This is a genomic window from Pseudomonas nitroreducens, from assembly GCF_024170165.1.
Classification (GTDB): domain Bacteria; phylum Pseudomonadota; class Gammaproteobacteria; order Pseudomonadales; family Pseudomonadaceae; genus Pseudomonas; species Pseudomonas nitroreducens_C.
The window spans coordinates 436,205-455,239 of the sequence record NZ_JALJXP010000001.1; the positions used below are offsets into that span (position 1 = coordinate 436,205).

The 19,035-nt window shown below is 66.9% G+C and carries 16 protein-coding genes; all 16 read right to left on the reverse strand.

Annotation, left to right across the window (positions count from 1 at the left end):
• Window positions 1-25: 25 nt before the first annotated feature.
• The 16 genes from siaB to J2T47_RS02015 all read right to left on the reverse strand — a co-directional run bounded on the left by siaB (window position 26) and on the right by J2T47_RS02015 (window position 18,484).
• Window positions 26-568: a biofilm regulation protein kinase SiaB gene (siaB, locus tag J2T47_RS01940; RefSeq protein WP_253441938.1), complete on the reverse strand. Its 543-nt coding sequence runs from the start codon at window positions 566-568 to the stop codon at window positions 26-28.
• A gap of 10 nt (window positions 569-578) precedes the next feature.
• Window positions 579-2,567, reverse strand: a complete 1,989-nt coding sequence (siaA, locus tag J2T47_RS01945; protein WP_253441940.1) for a biofilm regulation protein phosphatase SiaA — start codon at window positions 2,565-2,567, stop codon at window positions 579-581.
• A 190-nt stretch (window positions 2,568-2,757) separates the two neighbouring features.
• The gene (locus J2T47_RS01950) at window positions 2,758-3,813 is read right to left on the reverse strand and encodes a protein-glutamate methylesterase/protein-glutamine glutaminase (RefSeq protein WP_253441942.1); all 1,056 of its coding nucleotides are present in this window, start codon (window positions 3,811-3,813) and stop codon (window positions 2,758-2,760) included.
• Between the two features lie 15 nt (window positions 3,814-3,828).
• Window positions 3,829-4,422, reverse strand: coding sequence for a chemoreceptor glutamine deamidase CheD (cheD, locus tag J2T47_RS01955; protein WP_253441945.1), 594 nt, complete (start codon window positions 4,420-4,422; stop codon window positions 3,829-3,831).
• Window positions 4,422-5,264, reverse strand: coding sequence for a CheR family methyltransferase (locus J2T47_RS01960; RefSeq protein WP_253441947.1), 843 nt, complete (start codon window positions 5,262-5,264; stop codon window positions 4,422-4,424). Before J2T47_RS01960 ends, cheD begins: the two co-directional genes overlap by 1 nt.
• 325 nt (window positions 5,265-5,589) lie before the next feature.
• Window positions 5,590-7,614: a methyl-accepting chemotaxis protein gene (locus J2T47_RS01965; protein ID WP_253441949.1), complete on the reverse strand. Its 2,025-nt coding sequence runs from the start codon at window positions 7,612-7,614 to the stop codon at window positions 5,590-5,592.
• 21 nt (window positions 7,615-7,635) lie between these two features.
• Window positions 7,636-8,121 carry a chemotaxis protein CheW gene (locus J2T47_RS01970; protein ID WP_138213334.1) on the reverse strand — a complete coding sequence of 162 codons (486 nt, stop codon included), beginning with the start codon at window positions 8,119-8,121 and terminating at the stop codon, window positions 7,636-7,638.
• Window positions 8,108-10,006, reverse strand: a complete 1,899-nt coding sequence (locus J2T47_RS01975; protein WP_253441951.1) for a chemotaxis protein CheA — start codon at window positions 10,004-10,006, stop codon at window positions 8,108-8,110. The genes J2T47_RS01970 and J2T47_RS01975 overlap by 14 nt, the downstream gene beginning before the upstream one ends.
• Window positions 10,007-10,017: 11 nt before the next feature.
• Window positions 10,018-10,383 (reverse strand): response regulator, encoded by a 366-nt coding sequence (locus J2T47_RS01980; protein ID WP_045213473.1) that lies wholly within the window; start codon window positions 10,381-10,383, stop codon window positions 10,018-10,020.
• A 169-nt stretch (window positions 10,384-10,552) separates the two neighbouring features.
• Entirely contained in the window at window positions 10,553-11,740 is a 1,188-nt protein-coding gene (locus J2T47_RS01985; RefSeq protein ID WP_367399494.1) for a methyl-accepting chemotaxis protein, read from the reverse strand.
• Window positions 11,741-12,136: 396 nt separating this feature from the next.
• Window positions 12,137-13,495, reverse strand: a complete 1,359-nt coding sequence (locus J2T47_RS01990) for an 8-oxoguanine deaminase (protein WP_253441954.1) — start codon at window positions 13,493-13,495, stop codon at window positions 12,137-12,139.
• Window positions 13,496-13,777: 282 nt separating this feature from the next.
• Window positions 13,778-14,461 carry an SDR family oxidoreductase gene (locus J2T47_RS01995; protein WP_253441956.1) on the reverse strand — a complete coding sequence of 228 codons (684 nt, stop codon included), beginning with the start codon at window positions 14,459-14,461 and terminating at the stop codon, window positions 13,778-13,780.
• A gap of 41 nt (window positions 14,462-14,502) precedes the next feature.
• The gene (locus J2T47_RS02000) at window positions 14,503-15,303 is read right to left on the reverse strand and encodes an ABC transporter permease (protein ID WP_253441958.1); all 801 of its coding nucleotides are present in this window, start codon (window positions 15,301-15,303) and stop codon (window positions 14,503-14,505) included.
• Window positions 15,300-15,923: an ABC transporter ATP-binding protein gene (locus J2T47_RS02005; protein WP_253441960.1), complete on the reverse strand. Its 624-nt coding sequence runs from the start codon at window positions 15,921-15,923 to the stop codon at window positions 15,300-15,302. Before J2T47_RS02005 ends, J2T47_RS02000 begins: the two co-directional genes overlap by 4 nt.
• A 161-nt stretch (window positions 15,924-16,084) precedes the next feature.
• Window positions 16,085-17,392 carry an MFS transporter gene (locus J2T47_RS02010; protein WP_253441962.1) on the reverse strand — a complete coding sequence of 436 codons (1,308 nt, stop codon included), beginning with the start codon at window positions 17,390-17,392 and terminating at the stop codon, window positions 16,085-16,087.
• Between the two features lie 300 nt (window positions 17,393-17,692).
• Window positions 17,693-18,484 carry an AraC family transcriptional regulator gene (locus tag J2T47_RS02015; protein WP_253441963.1) on the reverse strand — a complete coding sequence of 264 codons (792 nt, stop codon included), beginning with the start codon at window positions 18,482-18,484 and terminating at the stop codon, window positions 17,693-17,695.
• Window positions 18,485-19,035: the final 551 nt, after the last annotated feature.

Here is a 19,035-nt window from a genome sequence, read left to right on the forward strand (position 1 = left end):
GTCGGGTCTTCCTGAATTTCGCGGTTCAGATCACGGCGCGCAGGCTGAAGAAGGCGCGGCCGTCGGGTTGTTCGGTGAGGGAGGTCTTGAGCGGCGCGCTGGATTTGCGGGCGATGTCCAGCAGGCCAAGGCCTGCGCCGGTGGAGGCTTCGGCGTCGCGCGGGCGGCGCAGCTGTTCCTTGTAGGCCGCCTTGAGCTGGGCCTTGTCGAGCCCGGCGATGGCTTCGATGCTGCGCACCAGGCCCTGGCCGTCGGCCAGTTGCACCAGGTTGCCGGCGGAGACCACGTAGTGGCCTTCGTCATCCCGCGCGATGGCCACGGTGGCCGAGGCCTCCTGGTCGTTGTAGCCGCGCTGGGTGGCGTAGTGGCGGATGTTCTGGGTCATCTCGATGTAGACGGCGAACACGTCCATCGCTTCGCTGGGGTGTGCCTGTTCGGCCTGCAGGTAGTTGCGCAGCGCGTGGCCGATTTCCTCGATCAGGCTGCGCGAGATGGGCCCGTTGAAGCAGAGCAATATGCGTTGCCGGGTGAAGCTCTCGCGCATGGCCAACAGATCTAGCGATTCCATGGATTAACCCCTAGTCGAAGCGGAAAGAGAGAATGGTGATGTCGTCGCGCTGCGGCTGCTCGCCCTGGTACTGGGCGAGGGTAGCGGCGAACACGTCGGCCTGCTCGGCCAGCGGTCGGCGCGCGTGGTTGCGCAGCAGGTCGGCGAAGCGGCTGTTGCCGAAGCCGAAGCCGTGCTCGCCGCCGGCCTGGTCGAGGAAGCCGTCGGTGCACAGGTAATAGGTCCAGCCGGTTTCCATCGGGATTTCCACATCCTGATAGTCGCCCTGGCGCTTGTCGCCGATGGCGCGGCGCGCGCCCTTGTATTCGCGCACCTCGCTGCCGTCGCTGGCGAACAGGGAAATCTTCGCGCCGGAGAAGTGCAGCAGCTTGCGCTGGTGATCGACGCGCACCAGGCCGGCATCCATGTTGGTGGCCAGCGAGTGGGTGAACTCTTCCTGGCCGAGCATGCCGCGCATCACGTGGTCGGTCTCGTGCAGGATGGCCGCCGGGTCGTGGCTCTTCACGCTGTCGATGGCGTGGTCGATGGCGGCCAGGGCGAGCATGGTCATCAGCGCGCCGGGCACGCCGTGGCCGGCGCAATCCACCACGCCGATCAGGCTGTCGACGGGGCCTTCGCGGTAGATGTAGAAGTCGCCGCCGACCACGTCGCGGGGTTTCCACAGGACGAAGTGGTGCTGGCCGAGGGAGGCCTGCAGCTGGCGATCGGGGAGAATGGCGCGCTGGATCAGGCTGGCGTAGTCGATGGAGTCGCCGATCTTCTTCTGCGCGGCGGCCATCTCGCGGTTGGCCGCTTCCAGGGCCTGGGTGCGCTGCTGGACCTTGTCTTCCAGCTCCTCGGTGTGCCGGCGGACCTGGTCGGCCATGCTGGCGAAGGCGCTGGACAGCTCGCCGATCTCGTCCGGGCGGGTGCGCGGCAGCGGGCTGTCGTACTGCCCGGCGGCGATCGCCTTGGCCGACTGCTTGAGGCCGCGCAGCGGGCGCAGCACCAGCAGGTCGACGGTGTAGGCGAAGCCGATCAGCAGGATCGCCAGCAACCCGGCGAGGGTGCCCACCAGCGGCCAGATCCAGCGGCTGTCGAGCACTTGCGCGGCGTGCAGGTCGATGGCGCTGAGTACGTGCCAGCGCAGCTGCGGGATGTAGGCGGTGGCGATCAGCTGTTCCTTGCCGTCGAGGGTGCCCCACATGGTTTCCACTTCGCCGGGGTTGGCCTCGGCCTGGCGCAGGGTCTGACGCAGGGCGGTGCGCTCCTGGTCATTGGCCAGCAGGTCGTAGACATGGTGCCTGGCCTGCCCGCTGGAGCCGGAGGAGAAGGCGATCAGGCGGGTGTCCGGGTGCGCCTGGATGGCACCGTCGGGGTCGACGATCATCGGCGTCACCCCGGCTTCGCGGCGCGAGATGAACTGGTCGAGGAACTCGGTGAGGTCCAGGCCGCCACCGGCCAGGCCGACTTTCTCGTTGCCGGCGCGCACCACCATGTTGAACCAGACCTTGGTGACCTTCAGCTTGGCGTCGTAGTTGACGTTGATGTTGTAGGTCTCGTCGCGGGCCAGGGTATCGAAGTACCAGCGGTCCTGCGGGTCGGTGTCGCTGAGGGTATAGCGCGGCGAGTTGGAGAGCGGCGAGCTGGAGTCGTTGAAGTAGTAGTGGCGCGAGGAGTCCACCACGACGAAGTAGGAGTAGTTGTGCTGGTCCGCGCGGAAGCCTTCGGCCTCGCGGAAGAACAGCGCCCGGCGCGCCGGGTCGTTCTCGGACAGCAGCCAGTCCTGCGTCACCACGGACTCGGCCAGGCGCCGTGAGAGCGCCAGCTCGCGGATCACCGGCGCGATGATCTTCTGCTGGTTGAGCAGCGTGAAGTTTCTCGCGAAGGCGAGGCCGAAATGCGTGCGGATGTCCTCCATGGCTTTCCAGCCCAGCATGACTGCCGGTACCAGCGCCAGGAGACAGGCGATGAGCAATGCCACCACCGATTTGCCGCGCAACCCCCATCTTGCCGCCATGGCTATCTTGTTTCCCCGTGTCGCCCGCCGTGTGCCGGTCTTTTGGCGAAAGCTCAATTGTGCATTTTGTATACGGGCACAATCAAACCAATTTGATATCGTATCGCCATATTATTGGCGCCAGTCAATTGGCCGAAGTCTAGACGCTGTGGGAAAAGGCGCTCGATCGCCCGAGACGATTCCCGCACAACTAGACTCTGTTCCCGCTTCCGCTCTGGCGTGCCTGCTGTAGGAGCGAGCCTGCTATGCGTTCCAGCGGCAGGACCTCCTTGGCCGCGCCCAGCTCCACCGCCTCGCGGGGCATGCCGTAGACCACGCAGGTGGCCTCGTCCTGGGCGACGGTGTGGCCGCCGGCCTGACGGATCGCCTGCAAGCCCCGGGCCCCATCCTTGCCCATGCCGGTGAGCAGGGCGGCGATGAGGTTGCGCCCGGCGCAGCGGGCGAGGGAGTTGAACATCACGTCCACCGCCGGCCTGTGGCCATTGACCGCAGCCTCGCGGTGCAGCCGCACGACGTAGTTGGCGCCGCTGCGCTGGACTTCCATGTGGAAGTCGCCGGGGGCGAGCAGCACATGGCCGGGGAGGATGCGGTCGCCGTCGCGGGCTTCGCGCACTGACAGGCGTGTCTGACGGTCCAGGCGATCGGCGTAGGATTTGGTGAAGCCCGGCGGCATGTGCAGCGTGACCACGGTGCCGGGGCAGTCCGGCGGCAGGCCCAGCAGCACTTCCTTGATCGCCTCGGTACCGCCGGTGGAGGCGCCGATGGCGAAGATCTTCTCGGTGCTCAGCAGCGGCGCGCTGCCAGTTGCCGGTGCATCGGACGGTGCGACGGGGCGAGCACGGGGCAGGCGCGCGCGTGCGGCGGCCTTGAGCTTGGCGCAGATTTCCTCGGCATAGGCCTGCATGCCCTCGGCAATGCCCAGGCGCGGCTTGGCGATGAAGTCGATGGCGCCCAGCTCCAGCGCGCGCAGGGTGGCCTCGGAGCCCTTCTCGGTGAGCGAGGAGATCATCAGTACCGGGGTCGGCCGGCCTTTCATCAGTTTGTCGAGAAAGGTCAGGCCGTCCATGCGCGGCATTTCCACGTCGAGGGTGATGACGTCCGGCGAGTGCTGCTTGATCAGGTCGCGGGCGACGAAGGCGTCGGGCGCCGCGCCCACCAGTTGCAGCTCCGGGTCGTTGTGGATGATGTCCTTGAGCAGGCTGCGAATCAGCGCCGAGTCGTCGACGATCAGGACCTTGACGGCCATCGGGCGTCCCTCCTTTCAGAACAGGTCGATGCTCCCGCCGCGCTCCCGACGGGACAGTTGCTGGCAGTACTGCCGCTCGCGCTGCAGCACCGTGTCGTTGGCCAGGGTACGCAGCTTGCGCACCAGCACCCGGCCGCTGCCGGGGAAGAAATAGACCTTGCGCGGGTGCACGTCGAGCAGGTCCTGGGCGGCCAGCGGGATGCCTTCGTCCTCCAGGTATTGCAGGACGAACTCGACGTTGCGCTGGCCGATGTCGGCGCTGAGGTTCTTCAGCACCGAGCCGCCGCCGAACACCTTGGCCTCGAAGTGCCGGCGCTGGGCGCCGCGGCGCATCAGGCCGTTGATCAGCAGGTCCATGGCATGCACGCCGTAGCGCCCGGAGTTGGACAGCAGGCCCTGCACGCCGGTGTCGCCGGGCAGCATGAAGTGGTTCATGCCGCCCAGGCCGCTGCTGCGGTCGCGCAGGCAGACCGAAACGCAGGAGCCGAGCACGGTGACCAGCATCACCGGCTCGGCGGTGACGTAGCACTCGCCGGGCAGCAGCTTCACCGCCTCCATGCCGAAGCGCGGGTCGTAGTAGCGGTTGGGTTGGTCCAGGGCGGCGCCCATCAATGATTCCCCACCGCCTGGTAGGTGGTGCGCCCCACCGAGCGCACCAGGTGGCTGGCGTGAACGAAGTTCTCCGAGTGCCCGGCGAAGAACAGCCCGCCGGGCCGCAGCAGGCGCACCATGCGTTCGAGCAGGCGGGTCTGGGTCGGCTTGTCGAAATAGATCATCACGTTGCGGCAGAAGATCGCGTCCAGGCCGCCGGGGATGCCCCAGTCCTTGTCCAGCAGGTTGATCTGCCGGTAGTCGATCATCTGCCGCAGCTCGCGCACCACCCGCGCCTTGCCGGCGTTGCCGCCAGTGCCACGAAGGAAGAAGCGCTTCTTCTGCGCGGGGCTCAGCGCTTCGATGCGCTCCAGCGGATAGATACCCTGGCGCGCGTGGCCGAGTACGCCGGTGTCGATGTCCGAGGCGATCAGCTCGATGGGCGGGGCGAAGCTGCCCAGCGCGTCCACCAGGGTCATGGCCATGGAGTAGGGCTCCTCGCCGGTACTCGACGCGGTGGACCAGAAACGCAGCGGCTGGTGGTCCTGCCACTGCTCGGCGGCGAAGCGGCCGAGGTGGTCGAAGTGGTGTTTCTCGCGGAAGAACGCGGTGAGGTTGGTGGTCAGCGCGTTGACGAACTGCTGCCACTCTTCCGCGTGGTTCTCCAGGTAGGCGAAGTACTCGGCGAAACTGCCCAGCCGCAGGCTGCGCAGGCGCCGCGAGAGGCGGCTGTAGACCAGTTGCTGCTTGTTCTCCGAGAGACTGATGCCGGCGTGCTGGTAGAGACGCTCACGCACCTGCTGGAAGTCCCGGCGGGTGTAGTGGAATTCGTGCTCGGGGGCGGGCAGGTTGATCGACATCGGGTTGTCTCGGTGGTGAGCCGGTTGCGTAGGGCGGATAGCGCCTGTGGCGTTATGCGCCCTACATCATTGGGTGGATCGGGAAAGTTCGGTGCTGGGCGTCGCCCTCTCCCTGAAGGGAGAGGGGACTGAATGGCATCAAGTGGAACTCCGTGGCTCCCGGCCACGCCGATCGGCTCCCTCTCCCTTCAGGGAGAGGGCGGGGGGAGAGGGCGCCTCAGGCAAGGAGTCGCCGTGGAAAACCCATCCCTGACCATCCCTGGTCCGCGCGCGGCGGCCGACCCTCCCATTGCTCCGGCCGCCGCCATCCCTCAGCCCCGCCCGATCAGAACTCTTCCCAGTCGTCTTCCTTGCCCTTGGCGCGCACTGCCTTGGCCACACCACGGGCGGCGCGCGAGGTGTGCGCGGCCGGCTCGGTGCGGGCCGGACGGGCAGAGGCCAGCGGCACCACGGTGGCGGCGATGGCTTCGAGCTTGAACACCGCGACCTGCTGGTTGAGCATGCCGGCCTGCTCCTGCAGCGCCTCGGCCGAGGCAGCGGCTTCTTCCACCAGCGCGGCGTTCTGCTGGGTCATCTCGTCCATCTGCGACACGGCGCCGTTCACTTCCTCGATGCCACTGCTCTGCTCGGCGGAAGCGGCGGCGATCTCGGCCATGATGTCGGTGACGCGCTTGATCGCCACCACGATGTCGCTCATGGTCTGGCCGGCCTGGGCGACCAGGCTGTTGCCGCTCTCGACCTTGTCCACCGAGTCGTTGATCAGCGTCTTGATCTCCTTGGCGGCGGCGGCGGAGCGCTGCGCCAGGGTGCGCACTTCACCGGCCACCACCGCGAAGCCGCGGCCCTGCTCGCCGGCGCGCGCCGCTTCCACCGCGGCGTTGAGCGCGAGGATGTTGGTCTGGAAGGCGATGCCGTCGATCACCCCGATGATGTCGGCGATCTTGCGCGCCGAATCGTTGATGGCCGACATGGTGCCCACCACCTTCTGCACCACGCTGCCGCCTTCGGTGGCGACTTCGGAGGCATTCACCGCCAGCGAGTTGGCCTGGCGCGCGTTCTCCGCGTTGAGCTTCACGGTGCTGGTCAGCTCTTCCATGCTCGAGGCGGTTTCTTCCAGGCTGGAGGCCTGCTGCTCGGTGCGGGTGGAGAGCTCGGCGTTGCCGCTGGCGATCTCGCTGGCGGCGGTGTGGATGGTGTCGGCCGCTTCGCGGATCTGCCCGAGCATCCGCGACAGGCTCTGCGCGGTCTCGTTGGCGTAGTCCTTGAGCTCGCCGAAAGTGCCCTGGTAGTCGGCGTCGATGCGCTGGGTCAGGTCGCCCTGGGCCAGGGCGCCGAGCACCCGGGTGACGTCGCGCAGGCCCTTGTCGGCGGTGTCCACCAGGTTGTTCAGGCCGGTGGCGATCTTCAGGAAGAAGCCTTCCTTGTTGGCGGCCTCGATGCGCTTGGTGAAGTCGCCGGCCACGGCGGCGTCCACCAGCTGCGAGACTTCCTGTTCGGCGCGGTATTCCTCGGTGCGATCGGTCCACTGCACCGCCGAGCCCAGGCGCTCGCCGGCATCGTTGAACACCGGCACCACGTCGAGGGCGAAGCGGCGGCCGCCCAGGTTCAGTTCGGCCTTATGCCGCGAGGTCAGGTGCGCGAGCATGCCGCGCTGGTGCGCCGGGTTCTTGTGGAACACGTCGATGTTGGTGCCCATCAGGCGGCTGGCGTTGAAGTTCGGCAGCTGCTTGCGGATGTCCGCCTCGGCGTTGCCGAGCATCTCGGTCACCGTGCGGTTCATGTAGATGATCTCGAGATCGTTGTTGGCGATCATCACGTTGGCCGAGACGTTATCCAGCGCGCTCTTGATCCGCGCGTTGTACTCGGCGGCATCGGCGTTGGCCTTGAGGCTGTCGCGCACACCGTCGATGGCCTCGGTGATGATGGCCTTCTTGCCCGGCAGGCGGTCCATGTCCACCGAGTAGTCGCCCTTGCCGTAGGCCGTGACGGTGGCGACGACGCGCATCTTCACTGCGATGTGCGCAGCGACCAGGTCGTTGATGCCCTTGGCGATGCGCGCCGGGCGGCCGGCGAACTTGTCCACCGGGATCACCTCGTCGATCCAGCCCAGCTCGTGCTGGCGGGTCATCTCCGCGAGGCCGGCTTCCAGGGCTTCCACCTGGGCCTGCTCGGCGCGCTGCTCGCGCAGGTTGCGCTGGATGCTGCGCAGCCCGTCGTAGAGACGCTCATAGCCGGCGGCTGGTGCTTCGCCGATGGCGACGTCGAGGTTGCCGTCCACCAGGCTGTGGAGGATGGCGGTGATGCGGTCGGCGCGTTGCTGCGCCACGGCGTGTGCGTTGAACAGACCCATTGTGATTATCCTCGGTCGCGATCAGGCGGCGGTTTCGTCGACCAGTGCCATTTCGCGGCTGGTCATGAGTTTTTCGATGTCCACCAGGATGAGCATCCGCTCACCGGCGGTGGCCAGGCCCAGCAGGTACTCGGTGTCGAAGCTGGCGGCGAATTCGGGGCGCGGCTTGATCTCCTCGCCGGCCAGGGCGATCACATCGGAGACCGAATCCACCACCGCGCCGACGATGCGCCGGCCGACGTTGAGGATGATCACCACGGTGAACTGGTCGTAGCTGATGTCGGCCAGGTTGAACTTGATGCGCAGGTCGACGATGGGAACGATGGCGCCGCGCAGGTTGATCACGCCCTTGATGAAGGCGGGGGCGTTGGCGATCGCCGTGACCTGGTCATAGCCACGGATCTCCTGCACGCGCAGGATGTCGATGGCGTACTCCTCGCGGCCCAGGGTGAAGGTCAGGTATTCCTGCACCGGGCTGCTCGCCGCGTGGGCTTCAGCTGCGCTCATGGGTGGATTCTCCTTGTGCTGCCAGACGCGGCAGGGCATCGACATCGAGGATCAGGGCGACGCTGCCGTCGCCCATGATGGTGGCGCCGGCGATCCCGTCGATCCGGCGGAAGTTCTGTTCCAGGCTCTTGATCACCACCTGCTGTTGGCCGACCAGTTCGTCCACCTGCAGGGCGAAACTCTTGCCCTCGGATTCGAGGATCACCACGATCCCCTGATCCGCAGGCACGGGCGCCGCGCCGATGCGCAGCAGCTGGTTGAGGGAGAACAGCGGCAGGTATTCGCCGCGCACGCGGATCACCGTCGCGTCCTCGCCGGCGAGGCCGCGCACGTCGTCGGCGCGGGCCTGCAGCGACTCGACGATGTAGGTCAGCGGCACCACGTAGTTGACCTTCTCCACGGCGACGATCAGGCCGTCGAGGATGGCCAGGGTCAGCGGCAGGCGGATGCTCATGCGGGTGCCCATGCCGGGCGCCGAATCGATGTCGATCCGCCCGCCCATGGCCTGGATGTTGCGCCGCACCACATCCATGCCCACGCCGCGGCCGGACAGCTCGGTGACCGCTTCGGCGGTGGAGAAGCCGGGCATGAAGATCAGCTGCCAGACCTCCGCGTCGCTCATCCCGTCGTGTACCGGCAGGCCCTTCTCGCGGCCCTTGGCGAGGATGCGCTCGCGGGACAGGCCACGGCCGTCATCGGAGATTTCCACCACCACGCTGCCGCCCTGGTGGCTGGCGGCGAGCTTCACCGAGCCCTGGGCCGGCTTGCCGGCGGCCAGGCGTTCGGCGGGCGTCTCGATGCCGTGGTCGATGCTGTTGCGGACGATGTGGGTGAGCGGGTCACTGAGCTTCTCGATGACGCTCTTGTCCAGTTCGGTGTGCTCGCCCTGGAGGATCAGTTCGACCTGCTTGCCCAGGCGCGCGGAGGTGTCGTGCACCAGGCGCGGGAAGCGGCTGAAGATGAAGCTGATCGGCAGCATGCGGATCGACATCACCGATTCCTGCAGGTCGCGGGTGTTGTGTTCCAGCTGCGCCAGGGCCTGCTGCAGGCGTTCGAAGTGGGTGGGGTCGAGGTCTTCGCTGAGCTGGCTGAGCATGGCCTGGGTGATCACCAGCTCGCCCACCAGGTTGATCAGGCTGTCGATCTTCTCGACGCTGACGCGGATGGAGCTGGATTCGCTGTCGGGGCGGGCGGCCGGCTTGGCGACGGCACTGGGTGCGGCCTTGGGCTGCTCGCTCGGGGCTGCGACGGCAGCGGTCGCGGGTGCGCCGGGGGCCTTGTCGAAGATGCCGTAGGGCTCGACCGGCTTGGCGTCCGGTACACCGGGGGCGTCGTCGAAAAAGCCGAAATCGTCGTCGCTGCTGGCGCTGGTTTCATTGGCGCCGGGAGTACCGGGCGCATCGTCGAAGAAGCCAAAGGCGTCGTCAGCGCTGGCGCTGTCTTCAGTCGCCGCCGGGGCGCTGTCGAACCGGCCGACGTCGGCCGCTGCTGCGGCAGGCTCCGCGAGCCAGGCACGCAGGCGTTCCACGGTGGCGGCCACCGGTACGTCCGGATCGGGCACCTGGCTGCGGTGCGCGTCGAGCAGGCGCTGGAGGACGTCGCGGGCTTCGAGGAACACCCCGATCATGTCCATGTGCAGGGCGGTCTGCCCGCAGCGGATGCGGTCGAGCAGGGTTTCCAGCTCGTGGGTCACGGCGGTCAGGTCGTCGAACCCGAACATGCCGCTGGAGCCCTTGATCGAGTGGGCCGCGCGGAAAATGCCATTGAGCGACTCGGCGTCCGGCTGATCGAGGTCGAGCCCGATCAACAGGAGTTCGAGGGTCGCCAGGTGTTCGTCGGTTTCCTCGAAGAACACCTGGAGGAACTGCTCCATTCCAGTGGCCATCGGCGATACCCCTAGGGCAGGACCTTGCGGGTGACTTCCAGCAGTTTCGGCGGGTCGAACGGCTTGACCAGCCAGCCGGTGGCGCCCGCGCTCTTGCCCTGCTGCTTCATGGCGTCGCTGGATTCGGTGGTCAGCATGAGGATCGGCGTGCCGCGGTAGCCGGCCATGTCGCGCAGGCTGCGGATCAGCGTCAGGCCGTCCATGTTCGGCATGTTCTGGTCGGTGAAGACCAGGTTGTAGGTCTTGCGCTGGGCCTTGCCCAGGCCGTCCTTGCCGTCCACGGCCTCGTCCACCTCGTAGCCGGCGGACTTGAGCGTGAAGCTCAGCATCTGCCGGATGGAGGCCGAGTCATCGACGATCAGAATCTGCTTTCCCATTGCGTTGCTTCTCCTCGGGTTGCAATGCGTTTGCCTGTTGCCAGGCGCACAAGTGCTCGCGCCATCCCGGCGCGTGGAAATGGTTTTGGGGCTCAGCCGATGAGGGCGAGATTGGCCAGGTATTCGAAGACGGACTGCAGCATGTCGTTGCTCCTGCTTTGCCTTCAGTTCAGAACAGTTCCACTTCGCCCGCGCTGAGGCTGGTCTGGGCGACCGGGTTGCTCAGCGGGCGGCCGAGTTCGTTGACTTCGCCGCGCAGGCGCTCGCCCCACTCGCCGGGCTGGCGGCCATCCAGTGCGCCCAGGCCGACGGCGAGGGCGCCGAGGCGGGCGCTGTGCTTGCCGATCTGCCCGAGCAACTGGCTGCTCATGTCCTGGAACTGCAGGGCGGTCACCGCGGCGTTGACGCCGTCGCCCACTTCCAGGGAGATGCGGTCCAGCTCCTGCACCACCTTCACGGTGTGCTGGTTCATGGCGTCGAGGTCATCGAGCATGTGCTGGATCTTCTGCCGCGAATCCAGGGCGAAGGTCATGTCCTTGTCGGCCAGCTGGCTGATGGCGCCTTCGGCGTCCTTGATCTCGTGGTAGACCACGTCGACGTGTTCGCGGATGGCCTGGGAGAAGTGCGTGGAGCGGGTGGACAGCGCACGTACCTCGTCGGCTACCACGGCGAAGCCACGGCCGCTCTCACCAGCGCGGGCGGCTTCGATGGCGGCGTTCAGCGCCAGCAGGTTGGTCTGCTTGGCGATGGCGTCCATGTCCTGGGTGGACTGCAGGATCTCGGCGATCTTGTGGGTCACGCGGTCCATGCGCTGCACCAGTTGCTGCGAGGTGCGGCTGGTCTCCAGGGTGGCCTCGACGAACAGCCCGAGGGTTTCCTGGGTGGCGTGGATGAAGCGCTGGAAGTCGATGTCGCCGTCCAGGTGGCCGCGCCCGTCGTAGCGCTCGATCAGTGAGTGGGACAGGCCGCGCTGGCTGTCGATGCGATCGGCGAGGGCGTGGAAGCTGTCGGTCAGCTGGCGGATGGCCTGGTGCAGCAGGTTGTCGATCTGGTGGGTGTGGCCGTTGAGCTGGGCCAGATGGCCCTCCACTGCTTCCTGCAGCGGGCGCCAGCACGGCAGCTCGTCGTTCTGCAGGGTGCTGGCCTGGGCATCGACGGCGGCCTTGCTGGCGCCGCACAGCAGGGTGCAGAGCACCAGGCTGGAGAGCCAGCCCACCGGCAGCATCCACCAGAACGGCACGCCGACGGCGCAGAGCACGGCCACGACGGCCCACGGCAGGGTCTGAATGATGAGGCGCCGCGGCCAGTCCTGGCCGCTCTCTTGAACCGCCTGGGGGTTCAACTGTGAATCGCGCATGAGTGCACTCCATTGCCGGGCGCCGGTAACCGGGCCGAACGGCTGCTGACAACGTCTTGAGCAGGAATTCGGCCCGGCGTTTTAAAACTAGAGTGCCAAGGCGTGATGTCAAACTGACGGCATATTCCCGTCACTGGGGATAGACCCTTGATCTAGAGGGGTTTTCCCTGAAGGACCGTTCATCGAAGCTGTTCGGCGGGCGACGGGCGGTAGTGCGTAGGCCTTGTGTGACGCGGGTTGTAGCGATTTTTCGATGGCAAAACGTGCCCGCCGGAGTGGCATCCGGAGCCACCCGCCGGCGGGGTAGGGAGGGGGCGTAGGAGCGGACTGCGTCCGCGATGGCATCCGGCAAGATGCGGACCTATCGCGGACGGAGTCCGCTCCTACGAGGGGGATTTACAGCGTACCGAGCAGCTTGCGCGCCGCCTGGGTGTGGTCGGCGATCAGGCGCTTGAGGTCGAGTCCTTCGACTTCGCCGTCGATGACCCGCCAGGTGCCGCCGATCATGATCCGGTCGGCCTTGTCGGCGCCGCACAGCAGCAGGGCGGACAGCGGGTCATGGCTGCCGGAGAAGCGCAGCTCGTCGAGCTTGAACAGCGCCAGGTCCGCCTGCTTGCCCACGGCCAGTTCGCCGATGTCGCTGCGGCCGATCAGCTTGGCCGAACCGCGAGTGGCCCAGCCCAGTGCGCGTTCCGGGGTGATCTGCTCGGCGCCGTAGCGCAGGCGCTGGATGTACAGGGCCTGGCGGGCTTCGAGGATCATGTTGGAGGCATCGTTGGAGGCCGAGCCGTCCACGCCGATACCCACCGGCGCGCCGGCCGCTTCCAGGGCCACGGTCGGGCAGATGCCCGAGGCCAGGCGCATGTTCGAGCTGGGGCAGTGGCAGACGCCGGTGCCGGCTTCGCCGAGGCGGCGGATTTCCTCGTCGTTGAAGTGGATGCCGTGGGCCAGCCAGGTGCGCGGGCCGAGCCAGCCGACGCTGTCCAGGTAATCCACGGTGCGCTGGCCGAAGCGCTGCAGGCAGAAGTCTTCTTCATCCAGGGTTTCGGCGAGGTGGGTGTGCAGGCGCACGTCCTCGCGTTCGGCCAGTTCGGCGCTGGCGCGCATGATTTCCGGGGTGACCGAGAACGGCGAGCAGGGCGCCAGGGCGATTTGCACCTGGGCGCCTTCGCCGCGCTGGTGGTACTCGCGGATCAGGCGCTGGCTGTCGTCGAGGATGGCCTCGGCGCTCTGCACGGTCTGTTGCGGCGGCAGGCCACCGTCGGCTTCGCCCAGGCTCATCGAACCACGGGTGAGCATGGCGCGCATGCCCAGTTCCTGGACCACGCCGGCCTGCACGTCGATGGCCTGCTCGAGGCCGTCGGGGAACAGGTAGTGGTGGTCGGCGGCAGTGGTGCAGCCCGACAGCAGCAGTTCGGCCAGCGCCACCTTGGTGGCCACGCCGAGCTGCTCGGGGGTCAGGCGCGCCCACACCGGGTAGAGGGTCTTCAGCCAGGGGAACAGCGGCTGGTTCACCACCGGCGCCCAGGCGCGGGTGAGGGTCTGGTAGAAGTGGTGGTGGGTGTTGATCAGGCCGGGGGTCAGCACGTGCTGGCTGGCATCGAAGGTCTGTTGGCAGGGAGCCGAGGGCTGCTGGCCGGCGGCGACCAGTTCGACGATGCGGCCGTCCTGGACGACGATGCCGCCACGGGCGTCGAGGTCATTGGCGGTGAAGATGGCCAGCGGGTTGCGCAGCCAGAGACGCGGGGAAGACATGGGTGAGTTCTCCAAACGGACGGAGCCGTTCGTAGCGAGCCGGCTCCATGGGGTCATGGGAAGCCAGCTCAGTGTTAACCCTGTCTGCTGATCCAGGTGCGCTTGGTGCTACCGAGCGGTTCGCTGCGCGTCGGCCATGCGGCGTTGGCGATCGTCGGGAAATGCTCATTGACTGGAGTCAACTGCGCTTTCCCGCCAACCGCCGCCTTGCCTGGCTCTAGCTCGCAGAACCTGACGTCGGAGTCAAGTGAGGGCTCATGGTAGCCGTATCGGGGCGGTTCGTCACCAGTCGATCGTCGTTCCCTGGTAGTCCAGGTAGAACTGACCGCCACGGCCGGCGTGGCCTTCGACCTGGTCGGCGAGGCCCTTCGCGCTGGTCTGCACGTCCAGCGGTGCGGACTCGCCGCCCATGTCGGTGCGTACCCAGCCCGGGTGCAGGTTGAGCACGGTGAGGCCGGTCTCGCCCAGCTCGGCGACGAAGCTGCGGGTCAGCGAATTGAGCGCCGCCTTGCTCGCACGGTACAGCGCCATGCCGCCGGATTGGTTGCCGGTGACGCTGCCCAGCTCCGAGGTCATGAAGGCCAGCACGCCGCGCTCGGCGTCGAGGCGTGGCAGCAGGCGCTCGGCCAGGCGCAAGGGGGCAATGGCGTTGACCATGAACAGCTGGCCGACGTCGGCGAGGCTGGCGTCGATGGCCGACTGGTGCGGCGGGCCGTAGATGCCGGCGTTGATGTAGATGAGGTCGAAGTGCGCGCCGGCGAGGGCTTCGGCGAGGCGGTCCTGGGACTGTGCCTCGTCGAGCAGCAGGGATTCGACGCGCACCGGCAGGGCGGCCAGCTCACCGGCGTTGGCAGCGTCGCGCACAGTGGCAGTGACGTCCCAGCCACGCTCCAGCAGTTCGCGCACCAGGCCCAGGCCGAGGCCGCGCGAGGCGCCGATGATCAGGGCGGATTTGGCAGTGCTCATGGCGTTCTCCGGTGCCGTTGAAAAGTCCTCAGCATACCCGCTCAGTTCTCCGCGCGCAGGCGGTCCAGACGCAAGCGGTCGCGCTCGTCGGTCAGTCGCCAGGCCGACAGCCAGACCGCGCCGAGGGCCGTGGCGAAGCCGGCGGCGGCCAGCAGGAACATCAGCAGGATCTGGTAGCGCGCGGCGTCCAGCGGGTCCATGCCGGCGAGTATCTGCCCGGTCATGATGCCGGGCAGGGTGATGATCCCGGCGGCGGACATCTGGTTCAGCGTCGGGATCATCCCGGTATACAGCGCCCGCCGCAGCACGCCGCCCAGGGCGGTGTAGCGATCGGCGCCGAGTGCCAGGCGCGCCTCGATGGCGGCCCGTTCGCGGGTGACGCTCAGGTACACCTGGTTCAGCGCCAGGCTGGCGGCGTTCATCGCCGTGCCGAGGATGATGCCCACCAGCGGAATCGCATGGCGCGCGTCATACCAGGGCTGTGGCCGCAGGCTGCCGGAGAGGGCGAACAGGGCGATGCCGAGGGTGGCGATACCGACGCTGCCGCCGCCGATGCCCAGGTGCCAGAAGCCGGCGAGGCGGCGCTTCTGCCGGGAACCGACCTCGAAGGTGGCGGCGGTGAGCATCCCGGCCACTACCAGTGCGGTCAGCCAGGGCGCGGAAAGGGCGAACACCTGGCGCAGGAACAATCCCACCAGCACCAGCTGCACCACCAGCCGCACCGCGCTGACCAGCAGGGTTCTCTGCAGGCCCAGGCGCAGCGCCCAGGACAGCGCCGCGGCGATGACGATCAGCAGGGCCGCGAGGGCCAGTTCCGGCAGGCTCAGCTGGATCGGCGTCATGCTGTCACCTCGCGCAGGCCGTGGGCGTCGAGCAGCAGGCGGACATCGCCCAGGCGCCGTCCCTGTTCCGGGTCGTGGCTCACCAGCAGCAGGCCGGTGCCCTGCGCCTGCAGACGCTTGAGCAGTTTTTCGACAGCATCGCGGCTGGCCGGGTCGAGCGCCGCCGTGGGTTCGTCGAGCAACAGGAAGCGCGGGTTCTGCACCACCGCGCGCAGCAGCGCCAGGCGCTGCCGTTCGCCGGTGGAGAGTTGCAGGACCTGGGCCTGCAACAGCGCCGGGTCGAGGTTCACCTGCGGCATCAGGGGGCGCACCGTATCGAGATCGGTGAAGTGCGCGGCGACGCTGTCTTCCCACCAGCCGGACTCGGCCGCCAGGTAGGTCACCAGGCGGCGCCAGGTGCTGGCCGGCAGGCTTTCGCGGCTGACCCCGGCGAGGCTGACCTGGCCCTGGTTGGGGTCGAGGTCGGCGAGCATGCGCAGCAGCAGGCTCTTGCCGATGCCCGAGGGCCCGCTGAGCACCGTGCAGCGGCCGGGCGCCAGGTCGAGATCGAAGGGCCCGCTGTGCGCGCCGCGCAGCTCGCGGGCCTGCAACGGGCCGAGGGGAATCTGCGGAGGGTTCATGGGCTTGATCTGCCGGGAGAGTCGCCGGCGAGAATATCAAGGGCGGGTGTCGCGGCAACGTGAAATGCCGGTTCCCAAAACGACAAGGCCCGGCATTGCGCCGGGCCTTGTGGATAAAAAGCCCCGGAGAGTGTGCGCCGGGGCCTGGGCAAGGAGCCCAATCAGTCGGTGGTGATCTTCGAGTGCTTCTGGGTGTCCTTCATGGTCACGTAGACCAGCAGCGAGCAGGCGATGCACGCGGTGACGTACCAGTAGAAGCCGCTCTCCATGCCGATGCTCTTGAACCACAGCGCCACGTATTCGGCGGTGCCGCCGAAGATCGACACGGTGAGCGCGTACGGCAGGCCCACGCCCAGGGCGCGGATTTCGGTGGGGAACAGCTCGGCCTTCACCACGGCGTTGATCGAGGTGTAGCCGCTGACGATGACCAGCGCGGCCATGATCAGGAAGAACGCGCCCCACCAGGTGTCGATGGTGTGCAGGGTGCTGAGGATCGGGTAGGTGAAGACGGTGCCGAGCACGCCGAAGGCGATCAGGATCGGGCGACGGCCGATCTTGTCCGACAGCGCGCCGACGATGGGCTGCAGCAGCATGAACAGGAACAGGGTGGCCGCCGAGATCATGGTGGAATCGTTCTTGCTCATCCCCACCGTGTTCACCAGGTACTTCTGCATGTAGGTGGTGTAGGTGTAGAAGGCCAGGGTGCCGCCCATGGTCAGGCCGACCACGGTCAGCACTTCCTTGGGATGGCGCATCAGCGAGCGCATCAGGCTTTCCTTGGGCTCTTCCTTCTTCGTGGTGAAGGACTCGGTCTCTTCCATGCCGCGACGCAGGAACATGGCCACGACCGCGCACAGCGCGCCGATGAAGAACGGCACGCGCCAGCCCCAGCTTTCCAGCTGCTCGGTGGTCAGGGTCTGCTGCAGCACGATCAGCACCGCCAGGGCGATGAGCTGGCCGGAGATCAGGGTCACGTACTGGAAGCTGGAGAAGAAGCCGCGCTGCTCCTTGTTGGCCATCTCGCTCAGGTAGGTTGCGGACGTGCCGTATTCGCCACCGACCGACAGGCCCTGCAGCAGGCGCGCGAGCACCAGCAGGATCGGGGCGCCGACGCCGATGGTTTCATAGCTGGGGGTCAGGGCGATGATCAGCGAGCCGAAGCACATCAGCAGGACCGAGGCCAGCAGCGCCGCCTTGCGGCCCTTGCGGTCGGCGTAGATGCCCATCAGCCAGCCACCGATCGGACGCATGAGGAAGCCCACGGCGAAGATCGCGGCGGTGTTCAGCAACTGGGCGGTCATGTCGCCCTGGGGGAAGAACGCCTTGGCGAAATACAGCGAGAAGGCGGCGTAGACGTACCAGTCGTACCACTCGACCAGGTTGCCGACCGAGCCACTGAAGATCGACTTGATGCGCTGGGAAGTCGTGCGGGGTGCGGCAGAAGCGGAGACGGCGCTTGCGCTATCCATGGGTATTCCTCTTTGTCGTTGTTGTCGTCAGGCGTGCGGACTACTCGAAACGTCACGCCGGCGCGCCGCGAGGGCGGCGCAGTGTCGAGGCGATAGCAGACAGCGTGCCAAGGCTTGAAAGCCGCGTGGCACTAGGAGTTGGAGTTTTTTGAGGGGGTGCGGGCAGGCGAAGCGGCGCCGATCGGGGTGGCCGTTGAGCGGAAATCCGCCGATCAGGTGCGTCCCTGCGTTGGGCGGTTCGCGAGGACGGGCTTTGGGTAGGAGCGGACTTCGTCCGCGATCAGCATCAGGCGGCACGCTCTAGCGCTGACGGAACAGATCCCCCGGGGTAAACCCGAACAACCCCTTGAACGACGCGATGTACGCCGAGGTCGAGTCGTACCCGCAATCCAGCGCCGCCGCCGTCACGCTCTCGCCCGCCTCCAGCGAGCCGAGGGAGGCGAGCAGGCGCTGGCGCTGGCGCCACAGGCGGAAAGTCATTCCCGTCTCGCGCTGGAACAGCCGCGACAGGGTCTTCTCCGAGGTGCCGATGCGCTGCGCCCAGGCGCCCAGGGTGTGGCTGTCGGTGGGATGGTCGATCAGCGTCTGGCACAACTGCAGCAGGCGGCCCTCCTGCGGCATTGGCAGGGAGAAGGCGACTTCCGGCAGGTCGCGCAACTGGTCCAGCAGCACTTCCACCAGCCGCGATTCGGCACTGTCACCCGGTGGGTAATCCACCGGCAGCTCGCAGAAACTCTTGATCAGCTCGCGCGCCAGCGGCGTCACCTCCAGCACCCGGCAGCGGTCCGGTGCCCAACGGCAGGCGTCGTCGCGGATGTACAGGCTGCGCATGTCCGCCTGGGTCGAGGTCACCACTTCATGGTCGAGGAAGGCCGGAATCCAGATCGCCCGTTGCGGTGGCGCAAAGAAGCTGCCTTCGGCCGTGTGGACACCCAGCACCCCGGTGATCGCGTAGGACAGCTGCACCCAGGCGTGATGGTGCCTGCTGGTCCAGGAGCCCGCGCGCAAACGCTCGGCGCGGGCATAGACCGGCCGCGGCAGACGATCGAGCACCGGGATCAGGCGTTGCAGTTCGGGAGCTTGTCCTTTCATCGGTAGAACTTTGGAAAATGTCGCTGGAGAACCGCAGTCTGGCAGGCTGCCCTGTCCACCTCAAGCCGGATCAGAGCCGTTGCCGACCCGAACGGCGGCGTTCGACTCCTGAAAGAAGCATCTGACAGCACGACCGCCGGGCAGCCCGAGGCATCCTGGCAGGTGTGGTGAAGGCCCTTGTCTGGCATTATCCGCGCCCGGAAAAACGCGTGGTGTATTCCGACGACTGTTGTGTAGATTTCCCACAAGATAGTTGTATACATAATTTGTGTTGATTCGTTTCAACACAGGTTTGCCCTGTATCCAATCTTCTGGTTGGTGATCGCCATTGCAGTGCTTCCTGCCGGGCCGATGCCCTCGAAACAGGCAAAGTTGTCCTGTGAGTCAGGAAACGGCCCGGCCCGTGCACCTGCGTCTTACCTGCCAAAGGAGCGGACCCTGAGGGGTTCGTCATAAAAGTGGAACATCTGGACAGGATTGGCGCCAATCTTGCTTTTCCTCGCCAGGCCTGACCGACCGGACAGGTTCCACCGACAATTAAAAATGCAACA

Coding starts and splice junctions, on each gene's coding strand:
- siaB (WP_253441938.1), bottom strand. CDS start 568: ATGGAATCGCTAGATCTGTTGGCCATGCGCGAGAGCTTCACCCGGCAA.
- siaA (WP_253441940.1), bottom strand. CDS start 2,567: ATGGCGGCAAGATGGGGGTTGCGCGGCAAATCGGTGGTGGCATTGCTC.
- J2T47_RS01950 (WP_253441942.1), bottom strand. CDS start 3,813: ATGGCCGTCAAGGTCCTGATCGTCGACGACTCGGCGCTGATTCGCAGC.
- cheD (WP_253441945.1), bottom strand. CDS start 4,422: ATGGGCGCCGCCCTGGACCAACCCAACCGCTACTACGACCCGCGCTTC.
- J2T47_RS01960 (WP_253441947.1), bottom strand. CDS start 5,264: ATGTCGATCAACCTGCCCGCCCCCGAGCACGAATTCCACTACACCCGC.
- J2T47_RS01965 (WP_253441949.1), bottom strand. CDS start 7,614: ATGGGTCTGTTCAACGCACACGCCGTGGCGCAGCAACGCGCCGACCGC.
- J2T47_RS01970 (WP_138213334.1), bottom strand. CDS start 8,121: ATGAGCGCAGCTGAAGCCCACGCGGCGAGCAGCCCGGTGCAGGAATAC.
- J2T47_RS01975 (WP_253441951.1), bottom strand. CDS start 10,006: ATGGCCACTGGAATGGAGCAGTTCCTCCAGGTGTTCTTCGAGGAAACC.
- J2T47_RS01980 (WP_045213473.1), bottom strand. CDS start 10,383: ATGGGAAAGCAGATTCTGATCGTCGATGACTCGGCCTCCATCCGGCAG.
- J2T47_RS01985 (WP_367399494.1), bottom strand. CDS start 11,740: ATGCGCGATTCACAGTTGAACCCCCAGGCGGTTCAAGAGAGCGGCCAG.
- J2T47_RS01990 (WP_253441954.1), bottom strand. CDS start 13,495: ATGTCTTCCCCGCGTCTCTGGCTGCGCAACCCGCTGGCCATCTTCACC.
- J2T47_RS01995 (WP_253441956.1), bottom strand. CDS start 14,461: ATGAGCACTGCCAAATCCGCCCTGATCATCGGCGCCTCGCGCGGCCTC.
- J2T47_RS02000 (WP_253441958.1), bottom strand. CDS start 15,303: ATGACGCCGATCCAGCTGAGCCTGCCGGAACTGGCCCTCGCGGCCCTG.
- J2T47_RS02005 (WP_253441960.1), bottom strand. CDS start 15,923: ATGAACCCTCCGCAGATTCCCCTCGGCCCGTTGCAGGCCCGCGAGCTG.
- J2T47_RS02010 (WP_253441962.1), bottom strand. CDS start 17,392: ATGGATAGCGCAAGCGCCGTCTCCGCTTCTGCCGCACCCCGCACGACT.
- J2T47_RS02015 (WP_253441963.1), bottom strand. CDS start 18,484: ATGAAAGGACAAGCTCCCGAACTGCAACGCCTGATCCCGGTGCTCGAT.